This window comes from Carboxylicivirga linearis (assembly GCF_018271995.1).
In the GTDB taxonomy this organism is placed as follows: Bacteria; Bacteroidota; Bacteroidia; order Bacteroidales; family Marinilabiliaceae; genus Carboxylicivirga; species Carboxylicivirga linearis.
The window spans coordinates 1-17,543 of the sequence record NZ_JAGUCO010000033.1 but is presented as its reverse complement, the minus strand read 5'-3'; the positions used below and the strand labels follow the sequence as shown (position 1 = coordinate 17,543).

The following is a 17,543-nucleotide window of genomic DNA, read 5'->3' as shown; positions in this document are numbered from 1 at the left end:
TATGTCAGAAGACCAGAAGAAATTATTGGAAGCCCAACTTTGGGGCATAGCCAATTTATTAAGAGGCAAGATTAGTGCAGATGATTACCGGGATTATATTCTCGGTTTTATCTTTTATAAGTACCTGAGTGAAAAACAATACTTATATGCCAATGAATTACTTGAAGGAGAAAAGATAACCGATTATATAAAAGTAACTGATACCGAAACCTTAGAAGCCATAAAAGAGGAATCGCTTTTGAAACTGGGTTACTTTTTAAAACCTAAAGAGCTATTTTCTGAATTGGCTAAAAAAGGGAATGCTGATACCGAAAGTGAAAGCAACTATATTATTGAAGACTTGCAAGCCGTGATGAATCACATTGAACAAAGTACAATGGGGACTGAATCCGAGGACGATTTCACGGCTTTATTTGAAGATTTGGATTTAACGTCAACAAAGATTGGTAGGACTGTTGGTGCAAGAAATGAAATTATAGTCAAAATATTGAATCATCTTGATAAAATTGATTTTAAACTACAGGAAGTTGATTCTGATGTATTGGGAGATGCATACGAATATTTAATTGCAAAATTTGCTGCCGGAGCCGGAAAATCTGCCGGAGAATTCTATACTCCCCAACAAGTATCTAAAATACTGGCTAAGATTGTTACCAGCGGAAAGAAGAAATTAAAATCGGTTTATGACCCAACATGCGGTTCCGGTTCTTTGTTGTTGCGTGTAGCTAAAGAGGTTGAAGTTGTTGACGAATACTACGGACAGGAACTTAACCGTACAACATTCAACCTTGCTCGCATGAACATGATTTTGCACGATGTTCATTACCGTAATTTCGATATTCGCCAGGAAGATACTTTAGAAAACCCACAACATCTCGACAAGCGTTTTGAGGCTGTGGTTGCTAATCCCCCATTCTCAGCTCATTGGAAAAGCGATGAAAATCCATTGAACAGCACCGATGAACGTTTTAGTCAATACGGTAAATTGGCACCAAAAACTAAAGCTGATTATGCCTTTGTTACCCACATGGTTCACCAATTAGCCGATAACGGAACAATGGCTACAGTATTACCTCACGGAGTTTTGTTTCGTGGTGCTGCCGAAGGTGTTATTCGCAGGTATCTAATTGAAGACCGCAATTATCTTGATGCTGTAATAGGTTTACCTGCCAATATTTTCTATGGAACATCTATACCAACCTGTATTTTGGTATTTAAAAAGTGCCGTGAAGTTGATGACAATGTGGTATTTATTGATGCCAGTGGCGATGACCACTTTATTAAAGTTGGTAATCAAAATGAATTGAGGGATTGTGATGTTGAGAAAATTGTAACCACATATCGAAATCGTGAAGCCATTGATAAGTACTCCTACCTTGCGTCTTTAGAAGAGATTGCAGAGAACGATTATAACCTAAACATTCCTCGCTATGTTGATACATTTGAAGAGGAAGAGCCTGTGGATATTTATGCGGTAATGCAGGAAATTAAAACACTGGAAGCCAAACGCTCAGAACTGGACGTTGAAATTAACGGCTATTTTCAGGAATTGGGATTGAGTTTTTTTTAATCTAACTGAATCCTTAATGTTATTTAATTAAGAAAGAAAATAGTTGAAATGAAAGAAAATAGAAAAAATACACCCAATGTTCCAAATTTGAGATTCCCAGAGTTTGAGGGAGAATGGAAAATTAAAACACTGGAGAATCATACTGCAAAAATTGGGGATGGAATTCATGGTACGCCAAAATATGATGATAATGGAGAATATTATTTTATTAATGGGAATAACTTGGTAGATGGTAATATTAAAATAAATGAACAGACAAAAAGGGTATCTGATGATGAAGCGATAAAACATAAAAGAGACTTGGGATCTCACACCTTACTTTTGTCAATTAATGGTACAGTTGGGAATGTTGCTTTTTACAAAGAAGAAAAAGTAATGTTAGGGAAAAGTGCAGCATATTTAAATATTGAAGCCTATATTGATGTTAATTTTATTTATCATGTTTTAAACACACCCAAAACACAATATTTCTTTTATTCCGAACTAACTGGAACTACAATCAAGAACCTTTCTCTAAAATCCATTCGTGAAACACGAATAGCATTACCAATCTTGGAGGAACAAACTAAAATTGCAGATTTTCTTCAAAAAATTGATAAACGTATTGATACCCAAAGCAAAATCATTGAGGATTATAAATTCCTTAAAAAAGGCTTGATGCAAAAAATCTTTAATCAAGAACTTAGGTTCAAAGATAACCAAGGCAATCTTTATGCAGATTGGTCAGAAAAAAAGCTTGGGGAAGTTCTTAAAATTGGTAGTGGTAAAGACTATAAGCACCTAAAATCAGGGAATATTCCTGTCTATGGAACAGGAGGATATATGACATCTGTTGATGATTATCTATTTGAAGGCAAAAGTGTAGGAATTGGAAGAAAAGGAACCATTGACAAACCTGTCTTTCTTGATGGTAAGTTTTGGACAGTTGATACCTTATTTTATACACATTCTTTTGATGGTGTTACTCCATATTTCGCATACCTACTCTTTCAACGCATAAATTGGTTAAAATTTAACGAAGCCTCAGGTGTACCAAGCCTATCAAAAGCAACTATTGAAAAAATAAAAGTTAGAATTCCCGAAATAGCAGAACAACAGAAAATTTCTTCAATGCTTTCAGCTATTGATGAAAAAATAGTAGTTGAATCAAAACAACTTGAAAATTTGAAGACTCAAAAACAATATTTACTACAAAACCTGTTCGTTTAAACAAACAGGTTTTGTAATAGGTGTTTTTTCTGCTGTTTGTAATGCGTTAAAATCTGCTTTTCTTTCTCAAGTCTTTCATCAAATGATGAAAGGAATTTAGCAATTTTTGATTGCTCTTGAATTGAAGGTATTTGAATACGTATCTTTTGCATTTCTCCTTTTGAGATTTCAATAAACGTTGAACCTGAAGATTTTCTAATGAATTTCTTTTTATGAGCTTTTAACCAATAATATAAAAATTCAGTTTCGTATTTTTCATTAGGTAAGAATGATTGAAAGCCTTGATTTGTTGAACATTCAACTTTTGTAATTCCAACATCCCCAATTGTAGCCCTGCTTGTAAAAAGTAAAGTGTTTTTAGGAAGTATTTTAGCAGATGACTTTTGTATTCCTAAGGCTGTAACCTTCCTATTGCTTTCTTCAATATATTTTTGCTTTATTTCAGTTGGGGTGAACCAATTAAAATTTCCATTCCAATATTCTGGTTTTGTAGTTTCTGGAGTACCACCTCCAACTATTTCAGCAATTTCACCTAACCTTTTCTTTTTCCATTCTGAAAAATCGTTTCCATTTTCATCTCTAAATCGCAATTGTTGTGAAAAAATCTGCCGTATCAATCCTTTCATTAAGGATTCTTGATGTTCTATGATTTTGCTTTGAGTATTGATTCTGTCTGTAATAACAGATAGCAAGGCTGCGATTTTGGTTTGTTCAGGAAGAGTTGGGGTATTAAATTTGAAATTATTAATTTGAGCTAAACTCAAGTTGGGTTGAGCACCAACACTCATACTTTGAAAAATGTATTTTTTCATAGTTGCTGAACCGAGTACAAATAGTAAAAAGTCTTTTTGTGATTTTTCTTTTAACCGGATAATAGCAAGAGCTTGGTTTGTATTTGCAGGCAAGATATCATTTGTAACAATCCCTATTTTTCCAACTGTTGCTCCTGCAATAGCAAATAAGATATCGTCCTGTTCTAAAATTGACCTACGTAATTCGTTATTGTGTATTTCTGAGGTGATTGTGGCGCAATTCTCCTTTAAAATATAGATACCATTTAATGATTCTATTTTTACGAAATTAACATCACCTTTTGAGAATTCTTTGGGTGTTGTTCCTTTTGTTATTAATGAGCATAAATCATTTAAAATTATTGAATGCCACTCTCCACTAAACTCTGGGAATCTCAAATTTGGAACATTGAGGAATAAAGAATATAAAATGCTCTAATAGTTTCCTTTGCGCTTTTTAATCTTAAAAAGTGTATATGAAAAACCAGGAAAAAATCTCAACAATCAGCCAATTATGGTTGAAAGACAAAAAGCAGTATGTTAAAAAATCAACAATCTCGGCTTATATGTTATTAGTAAAAAACCATGTGCAACCAGCTTTTGGCGAAAATTATCAAATAATGGAAGATGAAGTACAAGCCTTTGTTTTTAGGAAATTAAACGAAGGATTAAGCAAAAAAACAATAATGGATATACTTATTGTTTTGAAAATGATTCTCAAGTATGGAGCAAAACAAAACCTGTTACAGTACGAACCGTTTGAAATTCGATATCCTACAGACCAAAAAAGTCAGCAATTGGAGGTTTTCACCAGAAACGACCAAAAGAAAATAATGAACTACGTTCAGGAGCATTTTACTTTCCGGAATTTAGGTATTTACTTATGCCTAACGACAGGATTGCGAATTGGTGAAGTTTGCGCACTTACCTGGGAAGATATAAATACAGAAACAGGATTGATAAGTGTCAACAAAACAATTCAGCGTATTTACACTATGGAAAACAATATTGGCAAAACAGAGCTTATTATCGACAGTCCTAAGACCAAAAACTCAGTTCGTGAGATACCTATGAACCGTGAATTATTACGAATGGTGAAATCCGTTAAAAAGATAGTCAATGCATCCTTTTTCGTATTAACAAACGAAATTAAGAGTACAGAACCTCGCACCTACCGTAATTATTACAAAAGCTTTGTGGATAATCTTGGTGTACCACATTTGAAATTTCATAGTTTACGCCACACTTTTGCCACACGCTGCATTGAAAGCAATTGCGATTATAAAACAGTAAGTGTGTTATTGGGGCATTCAAATATTAGCACAACATTAAACCTTTATGTTCATCCCAACACCGAACAAAAGAAAAAAGCAATAAACCAAATGTTTAGGTCGCTCAATTAATTAGGTTAAAACCTTGATAATAACAAAAAAGCAATTAGGATACATATTTCTTATAAGTTATAGCTATTTTTGACATTTGGCTATAGAACTAAACGAAATATGTCTACTCAACCTGAACAGATACTAGAAAATAACCTTGTTGCACAGTTACAAAAGTTAGGATATAAAAATATTGTTATTAATGATGAAAGTGATTTATTGACAAACCTGAAATCACAGTTAGAGATTCATAATAAAATTAAACTTTCTGATGGCGATTTTAAACAAATTCTGAACTTCATTAACAAAGGGAATATCTTTGAAAGAGCTAAAATTCTAAGAGACCGGGTTCCCTACATCAACGATAATGGCGAGCATAAAACGATAGAGTTAATCAATCAAATTCATTGGTGTCAAAATCAATTCCAGGTTACACAACAAGTAACCATTGAGGGAAATTATAAGAATCGTTACGATGTTACAATTCTAATAAATGGTTTGCCTTTGGTTCAGATTGAATTAAAGCGCAGGGGACTTGAATTAAAGGAAGCTTTCAATCAAACCAATCGTTATGAAAGACACTCATATTGGGCTGGCCATGGCTTGTTTCAATTTATTCAGATTTTTGTAATCAGCAACGGGGTTAATACAAAGTATTATGCTAATAGTCCGGTAAAAGCCAGGTCATTTAAACAAACATTTTATTGGAGTGATGTAAATAATAAACTCATTACGCAACTTGTTGATTTCACCAATGTTTTCTTAGAGCCTTGCCATATCTCAAAGATGATTACAAAATATATTGTAATTCATGAATCGGACAAGATATTAATGGTGTTACGCCCTTATCAGTTTTATGCAGTAGAAGCCATTGTTGAACGAGTTGAAACAACCAGGAAGTTTGGCTACATATGGCATACAACAGGTTCCGGTAAAACGCTTACATCGTTTAAAACAGCTCAAATACTTACAAACTATCCAAAAGTACACAAGGTTGTGTTTGTGGTTGACCGTAAAGACCTCGACTACCAAACCACCAAAGAGTTTAATGCATTTAGCAAAGGGAGTATTGATGGAACAAACAACACCAACAACCTGGTAAAGCAGATGACAGGTGATAACAAACTGATTGTAACCACAATTCAGAAGCTAAACACCGCCATTAGCAAGAAAAGGTATTTGGCTCAAATGGAAACTCAAAGCGACAAGCGTATTGTTTTCATTTTTGATGAGTGTCACCGTTCTCAATTCGGTAAAACACACGATGACATTAAGAATTTCTTTACTAAATGCCAAATGTTTGGTTTCACCGGCACACCTATTTTCGAAGAAAATGCAGGGACTAATGAATTTGGGAAACGGACAACTAAAATGTTGTTTGAGAAAAAGCTGCATCAGTATGTAATTACCGATGCCATTAGAGACGAGAATGTTCTAAAATTTTCAGTTGAGTATATCAGCACTTTCAAAAAGAAAGATAATATTTTAGATATTGAGGTTGAAGCTATTGACGAAGCAGAGGTAATGAATGCTCCAATTCGGCTTAACAATATAGTGGATTACATTATTGCAAATCATAATAGAAAAACTCATAATAAAGAGTTTACAAGTATTCTTGCTGTATCAAGTATCGACCCCAAAACAGGTTTTAGTCCCGTAGTTGAATACTATAAGTTATTTCAACAAAAGAAAGAACAAGGGCTTCATAATCTAAAAGTAGCAACAATCTTTTCTTATCAGGCCAATGAAGATGACAAAGATGCTGTAGGCAATTTTATAGATGAAGAGTTTGCTTTTGAGTCTGACCAAGTAATGAATATAGCAGCTGAACCACAAGCTGCATATAATACTCAACATTCAAGAGACTATCTTGAAGAGTTTATAGGAAACTATAATAAGGAGTTTGGTACGAATTTCACTACAAAAGACAGTAAAAGCTTTTATAATTACTATAATGATGTTGCTAAGCGAGTAAAACACAAGCAGATTGATATATTACTGGTGGTAAATATGTTTTTAACTGGTTTCGATAGCAAAACGTTAAATACCTTATATGTAGATAAAAATTTGAAATATCACGGTTTAATTCAAGCCTATTCCAGAACGAACCGCATTTTAAATGAGTTAAAATCACAAGGTAACATTGTTTGCTTTAGAAATTTAAAAGGTGCTACCGACAAAGCAATTTCTTTATTTTCAAACATCAATGCTAAGGATGAAATTATAATGCAGCCATACGAAGAGTATGTTGCCAAATTCAACCAGGCATTTGAAGAGTTATTAAAAATAGCCCCAACCGTTGATAGCGTAAACGATTTGATTGATGAAGAACAGGAGCTTGAGTTTATAAAAGCATTCCGTGAGTTGATGCGTTTAAGAAATGTACTTGTTACATTCACTGAGTTTACTTTTGATGATTTATCAATGGAAGAGCAAGGTTTTGAGGATTATAAAAGCAAATATCTTGACTTATACGATAAAGCAAAATCAACACACCAAAAAGAAAAGGTTTCTATACTAGGTGATATTGATTTTGAATTAGAGTTAATTCACCGTGATGAAATTAACGTTGCATATATTTTAAAACTTCTGGCTAAACTTAAAGATTCAACAGAAGAAGAGCAGGAAAAACAGAAAAAAGCTATTCTTGATTTAATGACCGGAGATGCTCGTATGCGTAGTAAACGTGAATTAATCGAGCGATTTATCCAGGAAAATTTACCTTCAATTAAAGATTCTGAAGATATACCTGAAGAATTTGAAAACTACTGGAGCAAAGAAAGAATTGTTGCCATTGAAAAACTTAGTGAAGAAGAGAATCTGGATGCAGAAATGTTACAGGAGGTAATCGGAAACTATATGTTTACCGAGAAAAAGCCGTTACGAGATGATATTATTGGTATGATGAAAAAGAAACCATCCTTGAAGGAACGGAAAACCATTTCAGAAAGAATCACCGAAAAGATTATTGATTTCGTTGATACATTTATAAGTGGTATTTCACGAAGTTGATAAAAGTGAGCATTGATGAAATCTGTAGGTGATAATCATTTACTTTTTCTTCCTAAACTTACATGAATTTCTATCTTTATTGAGCTTCACCAAAAGGTATAATAATTACGATTGTGCCTAAAAATTACACATAACACTTAAAATTAAGCCTCTAAAGAGGCTTATCGTGTTTATAACCTCTTCGTTTTCTTTGATTTACAGCCACTTGTTACCAAAAGTAAAGGGAGTACATACAAAGCATAAGTATTGGTAGAATTCAAAATAGTATATTTAACCTTTATTAATTTCACAATATTAAAATCCATAAAAACTAAAATGAAAAGAAAACTAATGTTTTGCTACTTGCTAATAATCACAACAATCACATTTGCACAAGAAATATCACTAAGTAGTCCTGATGGCAAACTAGCCTTAACTTTTAAACTTACAGATGGAAAAATTTCTTACATTGTACTGTATGATAATAACAATGTAATGCTTGAAGATTCACCTCTTGGGTTAATCACCAATGTAGGAGATTTTAGCACAGATTTGTCAATTCTATCAACAGAAAATAATACAATAGAAAAAAAGTATAAACAAGATAGAATTAAACAATCTACCATAAATTATGAAGCCAATGAGTTAACCATAACACTCAACAATAAAGAGAAACAGCAAATAGAAGTTGTTTTCAGGATTAGCAACAATGATATTGGTTTTAGATATAATCTACCTCAATTTGGAGAAACAGCTTCCTGTGTTATAGAAAAAGAGATTTCCGGATTCAATCTGCCAAATGAAACAACCACATTTTTATCTCCTCAGGCTACACCTGGAATGGGATGGAAACGTACAAAACCCAGTTATGAAGAAGAATATGTTCCTGACGAACCTCTTTCCACTCCATCAAAATACGGACAAGGATATACCTTTCCTTCGCTTTTTCATGTTGGAGAAAAAGGTTGGGTACTGATTTCTGAAACAGGTGTAACCAGTCAATATTGCGCATCTCATTTAAGCGATGGCACAAAGGATGGAATCTATTCTATTGCATTTCCTCAAGAAGGGGAAAACAATGGTTACGGAAGCACAACTCCTGTGATTTCACTACCGGGTTCAACACCATGGCGTACCATTACCATATCTAATAATTTGGAACCAATCGTTGAAACAACTATTCCTTTTGATTTGGTAGAGCCTTTATATGAACCGTCTCAGGAATATAAATATGGTCGAGGAACCTGGAGCTGGATTATGTGGCAGGATAACAGCATGAATTACGATGACCAGGTAACCTACATTGATTTGGCCGCTGAAATGGGATACGAATATATCTTGATGGATGCTCTTTGGGATACTCAGGTTGGTTATGACAAAATGCCGGAACTAATAAAATATGCTCATTCAAAAGGAATAGATGTGTTCTTATGGTATAACTCAAATGGCTATTGGAATAATGCTCCACAAGGACCAAGAAATAAAATGGATAACTCCATTGCCCGTAAAAAAGAAATGAAGTGGTTACAGAGTTTAGGTGTGAAAGGTCTAAAGGTTGACTTCTTTGGAGGTGATAAACAGGAAACCATGAAGTTGTATGAAGATATCTTGGCCGATGCCAATGAGTATGGATTAATGATCATTTTTCATGGATGTACATTGCCACGTGGATGGGAACGTATGTATCCGAATTACATTGGTAGTGAAGCGGTTTTAGCTTCTGAAAATTTAATATTCAATCAGCATTTTGATGATATGGAAGCTTATAATGCATGTTTGCATCCTTTCATCAGGAATACGGTTGGGAGTATGGAATTTGGACCAGTATTATTAAATAAACGGCATAACAGAACAAATGACGGAGGGACAACAAGAAAAACATCTGACATCCTTCAGCTAGCTACGGCAGTTTTATATCAAACCCCAGTGCAAATGTTTGGCATTGCACCCAACAACTTAACAGATGTTCCTGCATTTGAGATTGATTTTATGAAAAACGTACCAACTACATGGGATCAAACTGTTTTCATTGATGGTTATCCGGGTAAATACTGTGTTATAGCACGTCGTCATAAAGAGCAATGGTATGTTGTTGGTGTGAATGCACAAAAAGAAGCAATTAAGTTAAATGTTAAACTTCCGATGTTGGCTGGTAAAGATGTGAAACTATACTCTGACAATAAGAAATCGGAACCACAATTTTCTAAAATAAAAATCAGAAATAGTGGTTCGATGAATTTGACAATTCAACCTAACGGTGGAGTAATTGTGACCGAATGAATGAACTAGTTTGTAAATAATACCATCTTACATAAATGAAACCACTAAGATACAGTATGAGCTATTCCTTTTTCAAAGGAGTAGCTTATTCAGAAACTATGGCTCTCATTTAAAAATACAATTGGTATTATTCGAATTTGTGTATAGTTTTTACATCAGCAGAATTTAAAATATGAATACTTTAATATTAATTTATTATAAATATTCCGAATGTAAAATCACAAAAAAATGGCGATTCTTTGAATCACCATTTTTGTATTCATGCATAAATAGTATAGTGCATCAATAATACTCTCTGATATTAAAAAGTTTTTCCATAATACGCCTGTCTGTTTTTAATTCTATTGAATTAAAATTCCTAATAATCATATTCCTTTGTTTTTGACATTCTACTGTATACTTCAGATAAACGTTTATATGCTTCTTTGGGTTCCCAGTTTGGAATTTTTTGAGAACGAGAGTCTTGTTTCGAAAAAGATTTAACCAACGAATAAGAAGTCATATCCATGTCTTTTCCCTTTTCTTCGCTAAATGGCATAATCGGAAAAGCAAATACATAAATAAATACGCCATCCACATCCGCTTTCTGCAGAGCATTAATTTGATGTTCGATATAGTCGGCTTGTTCCTTTTCGCTGCGCACAGGTATTTTACCTCCTTCGTATATTCCTGTCCCATCAGGATTCATGCCTTGTAGGATCATAAAACCACCACCTCCTCTTTGTGCAGCACCTTCATAAGTACAACTTCCAACTTCCATAACGAATAACGGTTTGGAGGACTTGTATCGATCCAAGCCAGCAATATATTCTTCTTCTGATTCTCCATTACGATAATAATCGACACCGATGATATCAAATAAGTCCCAATCTATATTCTCCCATGTTCCTGAAGAGTAGGTTACAGAACCTTTAAATTGAGAACGTACTTCTTTACAAATATCAGAGAGTATAGAATTTAATTTCTCATAAGCTGCAATAAATACAGGGTTTTTCCCTTGAGGATAGTCCGGGGTAGTTCCAGCTTTAATCATATATGCAAGTCGGTCATTTAAAGTTTCACCTTGAAAAACGCCCTTGCTGAACAGTGAATATTCGCACCCGGCAACAAAAACTAAATCGATACCTTTAAGTCTTAGTTTTTCGGCAGCAATAGATGCATCTTTCATATAAGCTATGGTTTCTTCTGCATTTGCTCCCATCTTCCATGGGTTAAAAAATACTTTTAATCCTGCACGATGCGCTATTTCTGTTGCTTTTACTAATCTGGAAATATCTTCCCCCTCGACACGTACTGTATTTGCATTCAGTTTATTAGCAATAATAGACATGTCGTATTTTACTAAATCAGGATTAAACGTTTCTACGGAATAACTTCCCGGATTAAACTGTAATCCTACATCATATACTACCCCTCGATATTTAAGGTTATTTGTTTTCTGAACTTGAGTGGATGTTTTTTCCTTAGACTTCTGATTTGCTGAACAAGAAGTAAATAGTAGTACAAAAATTGCCGATAGGTAGCACCGGTGAATTTTCACGAATCTTAATGTTTTCATCTTTGATATATCTTATTTTTTTTAGAACAAAGATGTGAGTCTATATTGTAGGAAAATTGTAAAAAATGGACATCCTATTTTTTACGAATTGCTTAGTGCAAAAAACTTATTCGGACTATAACCTGTAAAAACTCTAAAATCCTGAATAAAATGAGATTGGTCATAATACCCACTAGCATAAGCAGCCTGTGTGAAATTTGAATATTTCAAAATGTTATAAAAAACGGATTCAAAACGGACAATTCTGGCATATAATTTTGGTGTAAATCCTATGTGTTTTTTGAATCTTCTTGAAAATTGCTTTTGTGAAAGACAAAATTCACGAGATAATTTTTCGATATTCAAGTTGCCATTAATTTGTCTTATTTGTTTAGCAGCGTTAATAACTATTTGATCTTTATCCTTGGTATTCAATAGCAGGGTATGTAAATAATTTGAGAGAATATTAATACACTTTGGGGTAACAAGAGAATTTGCGATCATCTCACTTAATAGATTTTCTTGTGTACTCCAAAAAGAAGAAATCGGAATTGATTGATTGTTTACTTCGGATGCTAATATGTTGAATAATTGATAAATGGTGTGCGGGTAAATTGCAATCCCAAATATTTTAAAGAAGCCATTTTTGGAAATCTGTATTTCTTTTGGAAAAGAAGTTTGTCCCTGGAATAATGTAAATGCAGGAGATGGATTTTCTTCACTTCCTTTAAATCCAATAATAATATTTGCTAAACTACATGCTGTGGTGTTTTCGGTCGTATTTCTACTCTTATTATTCCTTTCTGTTGAGCTTATCCAAAAATGACTAACGAAGTCTTTTAATTCTAGTGGTGGATTTAAAATAGTATATCTCATCTTTGATTTTAGTTATTCTATACGAAGAATCTTTTCTCTTTTAAATTAAAGCAAATATACGATTAGCAGCAATTGTTGTGAACGATTAATCCGTGAAGTGCACAAAATATATCGTTTAAATACACAATTTTTGGTGTTATTGTATTAAATACAGATACTATATGGGTATATTTTGTGCGTGTTTCCTGTTCGTTATAACCATAACCGGTTTATTTTTTTACATTTATTTTACCAAAAAACTAGCTTACTACTTCGAAATTAAGTGTTAATCTTCCGATGATGGCAGGAATAGATGTGAAACTATACTCTGACAATAAGAAATTGGAACCATAATTTTCTGAAACAAAAATTAAAAATAGTGGTTCGATGAATTTGACAATTCAACCTAACGGTGGTGTAATTGTGACAAAATGAACGAACTAATTTGTAAATAATACTAATAAGATACAGTTTGAGATATTCCGCTTTAGGAGTATCTCATTCAGAAAGCTCACAATACGTAAAACCCAAGGATTCATAGTTTCTTTCTACCACATGATATGTTTGGTGAAACGTAAGAAGAATTAGATGTTAGGTAAATATATTTACTTGATATCAATAGTGAAGTAAATCTATATGATATTGAATATTAATCATATAAAACTATTGATTTACATTATTTACAAAGTTTACATGAAATTTTAAGTGTTAGCTTTCTTTCTCTTGTAACTGGAATTTCTATCTTTATAGAGCTAATTACCAAAAAAGGTATAATAATATGAATTGTGCCTAAAAAATTACATATAACACTTAAAACAAGCCTCTTTCAGAGGCTTTTCGTGTTTATAGACCCTTCGTTTTCTTTGATTTATTATCTCTTATTTTGGTTTATTAGCAATGAAACTACAGTATTCCTATTGAATTTTAAAAAATCACTTCATTTTTTAAAAATTCATCTATTTCTGATAAAATCTTAATGTGATGATAGTCCCAAGAACATATTTAAAACAAGAATTAGTAAAGAAGCTTTATCCAAACAGCATTTCAATTAAGTCAGCAATGCAGCAACTTCGGAATGAAATTGATATATGTCCTGCCTTAAAACAAGAAATTTCAGATGCCGGGAGCACAAAATGCCATTATTACAACAAACAGCAGCTTCTATTAATCCTGGAACATTTTAGTATAACCATTGAAGAGTTGGAGCAACTATGATTTATTTTAAAGGAATAGCCGATGTACCTCAAGCCAAATTGCGTTACAGAGAACTGGCAAAGCAACTGCATCCGGATGCTGGAGGAACAGCCCGTGAATTTCAAAAAATGCAGGAAGAATATAATGCCACACTCTTGCATCTACAAAAACAGAAAAACACTACCTATAGTCAGCCACAAACATCGTTAGAAGATGAATTTTTAAGAGATTTGGGAAGATTGGCAAAATTTCTAATAAAAAAGCAAGTGCCACAATCATACTTGAAGCAAAAAATCAGAATGACCGATTCATCCTTGAAAAAAGGTATTCTGGAAGGAGTTGTAAATTTGCTAAATGGGTTGTAAGACTTTTGATAATGAAATTGAAATAAAGTATTTTTGTTTAATTCTAAACAATTATATAATTCAGGATTCAAAGTATTGTGCATAAGAACTTATCAAAGGCAATCGAAGATTATAAAAAGCAGGCAGATATGACCAAAGCTCTTGAAGGTCGTTGGATAGGTATGTTTCTTGAATTAGTTGATTATAAAAATAAGAACGGTCACGCTGATGTTCCTGCTAAATATCCTCTAAATAAAAGTTTGGGTTATTGGGTTCGTCGTCAAAGATTAGTATATCACGAGGGTACAATGGATTTGAAAAGGGAAAATCTTTTGTACATGATAGGCTTTAACTTTCGTTTAATGGCGTTTCATGATTGGGATAACATGTACACCAAGTTGCTTAAGTTTCAAAAGCAGTTTGGACATACAAATGTTACCGAAAGTAATAGCGACAGTCAGCTGCAAAACTGGCTTGTATATCAACGAAAACTATATTGGAAAGGTAAATTGCATCGTTCAAAAATTAAGAAGCTAAAATTGGCTGGAGTTGAAATGAAAAATAAAACTCTAAATCGATGGGAAGAAATGTTTGATGAATTAGTACTGTTTAAAAAAGAACACGGTCATTTATTAGTATGTAGTTCCTATGGTGCAAAAAATGAACTTGTAAACTTTGTGAAAGTTCTTAGACGGACTAAAGATACAATGTCCACAGAAAGGAAAGAAAAACTTAATGATTTAGGTTTTAATTGGAATCCACAGCAATCTGTTACTGCTTTATTGAACAAAGAAAGAGCTAACGAACAATGGTTAATTCGTTACGAAGAGTTGAAAGAATATAAATAACAATTTGGTACCTGCTATATTGTCACTACAAGCAAAAATCACAAATCATTAGCAAATTGGGTATCTATCCAACGTACTCATATCTCCAAATTGTCAAAAGAAAGAATTTCACTTCTTAATGAGATTGATTTTTTCAAGGATAATCAGCAAGAAATTAAACGCTGAAATTTTCTATATTGTTTGTTGGTTACACCAGTATGTAACCACGTTAAAAATAACTTTCATCAATCAAAATTAACCTTCAATGTAAAATAATTACTATAATATTGTGTAACATATATGTAACCACAAAATATTTTACTCGATATAAATATAGATTCAACGCATTGATATGTAATATTATACACTTTCATTATAGGTGATAACAAGTGGCACCCAATCTGCACCAACGGTGGCGTTTTCTTCAATCCCTGCCAATTTATTTTCATCGGCTTCGGGATAGGAACGCTTTTGCGTATTCGTTTCAATCTCAGCTGCCTGTTCTGCCGATATGGTAGTAGGCTTGTTTTGAATATTAGCATTCCAATCAGCCCCGGCAGTTGCACCTTCTTCAATTCCTGCAAGCTTTTCTGCATCAGCTTGTGGATAGCTGCTCTTTTTGTTGTTGTTCTCAATTGCCGTTGCCTGTTCTGCACTAATGGTCGTTGGTTTATTTTGCAGTTCTTCAAAATTTGAAGTCAGGTTCATATCGTTTTCCAACTGTGAGAGCTTTGTTGGAATGGCAATATTGATATTACCGTCAGGGTCGGTTACGAAACCACCATGTACTTCGATACCACCATTGGGCATATACACAGGACTTTTCTCTGAAATGAGTAAGTCTTCTACATTCCCGGCGATTATCAGACCACCGCTAATTTGCTGAACAATGGTTTTTGGTCTGTATTCAGGAGCGGATTTTGAACGTGCAATATTGATGAATGAACCAACCGAAGCCCTGTCAAGTATCGTGTCCTGAATATCCCTGTTCATTTTGAAATAGGTATCAGAAAACACAATTTTGTTGTAACCTCTATCGAATACACAGGATTGATTGACTTTCGCCTCGAAACAGCAATCATCAATGTTGGTGGTACTGTTCAGAAAGGCAATTGCACCGCTTCCGGCATCAGTATATTCAAAGCGTATGTCTGCAAAATTGATAGCACTATTGTAAATTTCAATAGCCTTATCGCTTTGGAAAATTACAGGCTTAACGTATGTTCCAACCACACCATCCACCTTATTGCTCAATGAGCAGATGTTGATTTGGTAGGAAAAATCACGAAGGACCAGGAACGTTCCTAAATCATTGATGTAAGTACCATCCTCAAACATAATGCTGATACTTGCACTTTTGTTGGTGTGGTATTTCAATGCTTTGGGCAGGGAATCAAACAGCCTTTGCAGCTTTGAAAAAGGAGTTCCCGAAGGAATTATTATCGCTTTGCGTTCAACATCGTATTCAAAACCTGTTATCTGTTGGTCTTTACTCATGTCAAACACGCCCTGAAACACTTTGTATTGTTCGTGTTCCATACCTAAATAAGCGTACTGGCCATCCGAAGCCCATTCGCCCTTTTTCAATAACGGTGGGGTTGTTCCCCTAAACATTTTTATCGTTCCCATATCTAAAGTCTTTTAATTGCTAAATCATTGCGTAGGCTTGCTCAAACAATTGGTTGGAGACGTAATTGCCACCTGTCTCAACCTTTGTCATTGAAAGCACCAATAAGCGAAGTGTATTTTTTGTAGGCAGAAGCTTTGCACTCTTGCTGACCTTTAAATCCTTGCAAACCGTTTGGATATAATGGTCTGTATTGTTTTCAAATCGGGGTGCATATTCCTCGACCAATAACGGTACTGTGTTTTTGCCTTTTTCAATATCATGCTTGAGGTCTTTAATCATGGCTCGAACACCATAAACCGGAGCAATAAACATTTCAAAACGCCTGTCTTTGTTTTGCTCTTTAGGTAGTTTGCCGTTCCATTTGATGTTGGTGAAAATCAGGTTTCCCGGATTGTTGTTGCGTATGCCCCTGGGTGCATTTGAGAGGTAGGTATTGCCACCGTTCCAATTCTGAAAGTTTGAGGGCAGTTCGTTATTGTTGGTTGTCAAAACGTTTGAACCACGAGGAGGCAATAGCCCACGCTTGCGTTTGTTTCGTCTGCGAACGAGTACAATTGTGGTAACTATTGCCCCTGTGGTTAACACCCCTCCCGAAATAAATAATATCTTTTTCTTCTTTTCCATAGCTTTATTGTTAGAGTTTAGAGAGGGATTCCCCAACTGTCGAACTTGGGTTTGATTTTGGAAATTTCACTTTCGCTTAGTTCCTGTCTGAACCAGCCAATTAGGTTGAAATCCTGACCTAAAAACGCTGCCCTGGTTCCCCACAAATACTGTTTCATGCCAAAGGCTTTAATCACCAATAGCATATCATCTTTGCTCTGTATCTTATCAATTATGGAGTAAATGACCTTTTCATCTGTACCAAAGTCGAGCATTGCACCGTACAGCGTATTGGCATATAAAGCAGCATCAGAAGCAGAAATCGTCAGG

14 protein-coding genes and 1 pseudogene are annotated in these 17,543 nt (G+C 34.1%); 9 read left to right on the top strand and 6 right to left on the bottom strand.

The genetic code is table 11. The annotated features are described in order from the left end of the window. Position 1: 1 nt before the first annotated feature. Both KEM10_RS21810 and KEM10_RS21805 read left to right on the top strand, forming a co-directional pair. Positions 2-1,570, top strand: coding sequence for a type I restriction-modification system subunit M (locus KEM10_RS21810; RefSeq protein ID WP_212219766.1), 1,569 nt, complete (start codon positions 2-4; stop codon positions 1,568-1,570). A gap of 48 nt (positions 1,571-1,618) precedes the next feature. Then, a complete protein-coding gene (locus KEM10_RS21805; protein WP_212219762.1) occupies positions 1,619-2,779 on the top strand; it encodes a restriction endonuclease subunit S in 1,161 nt (386 codons plus the stop codon). Here KEM10_RS21805 and KEM10_RS21800 read toward each other — a convergent pair. Next, positions 2,776-3,969: a restriction endonuclease subunit S gene (locus KEM10_RS21800; RefSeq protein WP_212219759.1), complete on the bottom strand. Its 1,194-nt coding sequence runs from the start codon at positions 3,967-3,969 to the stop codon at positions 2,776-2,778. The genes KEM10_RS21805 and KEM10_RS21800 overlap by 4 nt on opposite strands. A gap of 77 nt (positions 3,970-4,046) precedes the next feature. On the opposite strand from KEM10_RS21800, the gene KEM10_RS21795 reads away from it, so the two are divergent. The 3 genes from KEM10_RS21795 (at position 4,047) to KEM10_RS21785 (ending at position 10,223) form a co-directional block, all read left to right on the top strand. Continuing rightward, positions 4,047-4,973, top strand: a complete 927-nt coding sequence (locus tag KEM10_RS21795) for a tyrosine-type recombinase/integrase (protein WP_212219756.1) — start codon at positions 4,047-4,049, stop codon at positions 4,971-4,973. 99 nt (positions 4,974-5,072) lie between these two features. Further along, the gene (locus KEM10_RS21790; RefSeq protein ID WP_212219753.1) at positions 5,073-7,964 is read left to right on the top strand and encodes a type I restriction endonuclease subunit R; all 2,892 of its coding nucleotides are present in this window, start codon (positions 5,073-5,075) and stop codon (positions 7,962-7,964) included. 315 nt (positions 7,965-8,279) lie between these two features. After that, positions 8,280-10,223 (top strand): glycoside hydrolase family 97 protein, encoded by a 1,944-nt coding sequence (locus tag KEM10_RS21785; protein WP_244826105.1) that lies wholly within the window; start codon positions 8,280-8,282, stop codon positions 10,221-10,223. Positions 10,224-10,581: 358 nt separating this feature from the next. Here KEM10_RS21785 and KEM10_RS21780 read toward each other — a convergent pair whose 3' ends face one another. Beyond that, a complete protein-coding gene (locus tag KEM10_RS21780; protein ID WP_212219750.1) occupies positions 10,582-11,781 on the bottom strand; it encodes a hypothetical protein in 1,200 nt (399 codons plus the stop codon). A gap of 81 nt (positions 11,782-11,862) precedes the next feature. Further along, complete coding sequence (locus tag KEM10_RS21775) at positions 11,863-12,636, bottom strand: helix-turn-helix domain-containing protein (RefSeq protein ID WP_212219747.1); 774 nt, start codon at positions 12,634-12,636, stop codon at positions 11,863-11,865. 960 nt (positions 12,637-13,596) lie between these two features. On the opposite strand from KEM10_RS21775, the gene KEM10_RS21770 reads away from it, so the two are divergent. The 4 genes and pseudogenes from KEM10_RS21770 to KEM10_RS25025 form a co-directional block, all read left to right on the top strand. Next, positions 13,597-13,830: a DUF4248 domain-containing protein gene (locus KEM10_RS21770; RefSeq protein ID WP_212219744.1), complete on the top strand. Its 234-nt coding sequence runs from the start codon at positions 13,597-13,599 to the stop codon at positions 13,828-13,830. Next, entirely contained in the window at positions 13,827-14,174 is a 348-nt protein-coding gene (locus KEM10_RS21765; protein WP_212219741.1) for a molecular chaperone DnaJ, read from the top strand. The genes KEM10_RS21770 and KEM10_RS21765 overlap by 4 nt, the downstream gene beginning before the upstream one ends. A 128-nt stretch (positions 14,175-14,302) precedes the next feature. Further along, positions 14,303-15,001 (top strand): helicase associated domain-containing protein, encoded by a 699-nt coding sequence (locus KEM10_RS21760; RefSeq protein ID WP_212219738.1) that lies wholly within the window; start codon positions 14,303-14,305, stop codon positions 14,999-15,001. 15 nt (positions 15,002-15,016) lie between these two features. After that, positions 15,017-15,166 (top strand): annotated as a pseudogene (locus KEM10_RS25025) (helicase associated domain-containing protein); the annotation flags it as partial. 174 nt (positions 15,167-15,340) lie between these two features. Here the strand turns inward: KEM10_RS25025 and KEM10_RS21750 are convergent. The 3 genes from KEM10_RS21750 to KEM10_RS21740 form a co-directional block, all read right to left on the bottom strand. Then, complete coding sequence (locus KEM10_RS21750; protein WP_212219735.1) at positions 15,341-16,609, bottom strand: hypothetical protein; 1,269 nt, start codon at positions 16,607-16,609, stop codon at positions 15,341-15,343. 19 nt (positions 16,610-16,628) lie between these two features. Beyond that, complete coding sequence (locus KEM10_RS21745) at positions 16,629-17,234, bottom strand: hypothetical protein (RefSeq protein ID WP_212219732.1); 606 nt, start codon at positions 17,232-17,234, stop codon at positions 16,629-16,631. A 17-nt stretch (positions 17,235-17,251) separates the two neighbouring features. Beyond that, on the bottom strand, positions 17,252-17,543 hold a 292-nt coding region (locus KEM10_RS21740), incomplete at its 5' end, for a hypothetical protein (RefSeq protein WP_212219729.1).

What these genes read in the sequence shown, in the direction of transcription:
- KEM10_RS21780 (WP_212219750.1), bottom strand. Translation starts at nt 11,781, where the DNA reads ATGAAAACATTAAGATTCGTGAAAATTCACCGGTGCTACCTATCGGCA.
- KEM10_RS21760 (WP_212219738.1), top strand. Translation starts at nt 14,303, where the DNA reads ATGACCAAAGCTCTTGAAGGTCGTTGGATAGGTATGTTTCTTGAATTA.
- KEM10_RS21810 (WP_212219766.1), top strand. Translation starts at nt 2, where the DNA reads ATGTCAGAAGACCAGAAGAAATTATTGGAAGCCCAACTTTGGGGCATA.
- KEM10_RS21765 (WP_212219741.1), top strand. Translation starts at nt 13,827, where the DNA reads ATGATTTATTTTAAAGGAATAGCCGATGTACCTCAAGCCAAATTGCGT.
- KEM10_RS21745 (WP_212219732.1), bottom strand. Translation starts at nt 17,234, where the DNA reads ATGGAAAAGAAGAAAAAGATATTATTTATTTCGGGAGGGGTGTTAACC.
- KEM10_RS21785 (WP_244826105.1), top strand. Translation starts at nt 8,280, where the DNA reads ATGAAAAGAAAACTAATGTTTTGCTACTTGCTAATAATCACAACAATC.
- KEM10_RS21805 (WP_212219762.1), top strand. Translation starts at nt 1,619, where the DNA reads ATGAAAGAAAATAGAAAAAATACACCCAATGTTCCAAATTTGAGATTC.
- KEM10_RS21750 (WP_212219735.1), bottom strand. Translation starts at nt 16,609, where the DNA reads ATGGGAACGATAAAAATGTTTAGGGGAACAACCCCACCGTTATTGAAA.
- KEM10_RS21795 (WP_212219756.1), top strand. Translation starts at nt 4,047, where the DNA reads ATGAAAAACCAGGAAAAAATCTCAACAATCAGCCAATTATGGTTGAAA.
- KEM10_RS21790 (WP_212219753.1), top strand. Translation starts at nt 5,073, where the DNA reads ATGTCTACTCAACCTGAACAGATACTAGAAAATAACCTTGTTGCACAG.
- KEM10_RS21770 (WP_212219744.1), top strand. Translation starts at nt 13,597, where the DNA reads ATGATAGTCCCAAGAACATATTTAAAACAAGAATTAGTAAAGAAGCTT.
- KEM10_RS21775 (WP_212219747.1), bottom strand. Translation starts at nt 12,636, where the DNA reads ATGAGATATACTATTTTAAATCCACCACTAGAATTAAAAGACTTCGTT.